We start from the raw sequence: 1,096 nt of genomic DNA on the forward strand, positions 1-1,096 counted from the left end.
GATCAGGTTGATAGGTCTGAGGTGGAAGCGTGGCGACACGTGGAGCTGACAGATACTAATAGATCGAGGACTTAACCACAATTCACACTCATGTGTTGCAAAAAATCCTTATTGTTATCTAGTTTTGAAAGAATAATTCTTTCAACTTTATATGTCTGGTAATGATGGCGAAGAGGTCACACCCGTACCCATTCCGAACACGGAAGTTAAGCTCTTCAGCGCCGATGGTAGTTGGGGGTTTCCCCCTGTGAGAGTAGGACGTTGCCAGGCAAACAAAAAAGATCAGCCGATGAAGCTGGTCTTTTTTGTTTGTGGAGAACCGGGAGGTTCCTTAACTATTAATTGAGTAAAGGGAGATAGGCTATAGTAAGCTCCGACGAGGGAGGTTCGAGGAGTCCGAGGAAGAGAAGGAGCGAAGCCCGGAGTGTGCTTTGCACATGAGGACTGAGTGACTGAAGCTGACGAAGGAATCCGAAGGACATCGCTTGTCGGCATCCGAACACGGAAGTTAAGCTCTTGCGCCGATGGTAGTTGGGGGTTTCCCCCTGTGTGAGTAGGACGTTGCCAGGCAAAAAGAAAAAGATCAGCTGAAGAGCTGGTCTTTTTTGTTTGTGTTTTTTAGGAACCGAAAGGTTATGATGAGGAAAGAGTAACTAATTTTAGTATATAAATAAGTAGAAAGTGGGAAATTTTCTTCCGTTATGACGAAGACTGTGGTGTTTTTAAGATTTTGACTAGTTTAAAAGGGAAACCTTAGGGGTCTTAAATATAATAGGTAACAGTTTTTTTGAAATAAGTAAAAGAATAATAAAAAGGAAAACTTTTATTAAAAATAACGTTGACTTTGTTTGTGTAAGATAGTAATATATTCAATACACGCCTCAAGCGCCTAGTAAACATTGAAGATTGGATAAGTTGTCCTTTGAAACTTCGAAAAAACTTTTAGAAAAAGTTGTTGACTAGTAACGAGAAGTCGTGATAAGATATAAAAGTTGCTTCATAACGAAGTAAACAAAATTGCTCTTTGAAAACTAAACAAAACAATACGTCAACGTTTAAATTTAAGTCTTTTAAATAAGACATTTTATGAGCAAGT

At 39.1% G+C, this 1,096-nt stretch carries 1 rRNA gene; it reads left to right on the forward strand.

Annotated features, from left to right (window positions below):
• Positions 1-154: 154 nt before the first annotated feature.
• A 5S ribosomal RNA gene (gene rrf / locus DBX25_RS20415) occupies positions 155-270 on the forward strand.
• The last annotated feature ends 826 nt before the right edge of the window (positions 271-1,096 follow it).

It is taken from the genome of Peribacillus acanthi (assembly GCF_003073175.1).
GTDB classification, from domain to species: domain Bacteria; phylum Bacillota; class Bacilli; order Bacillales; family DSM-1321; genus Bacillus_BN; species Bacillus_BN acanthi.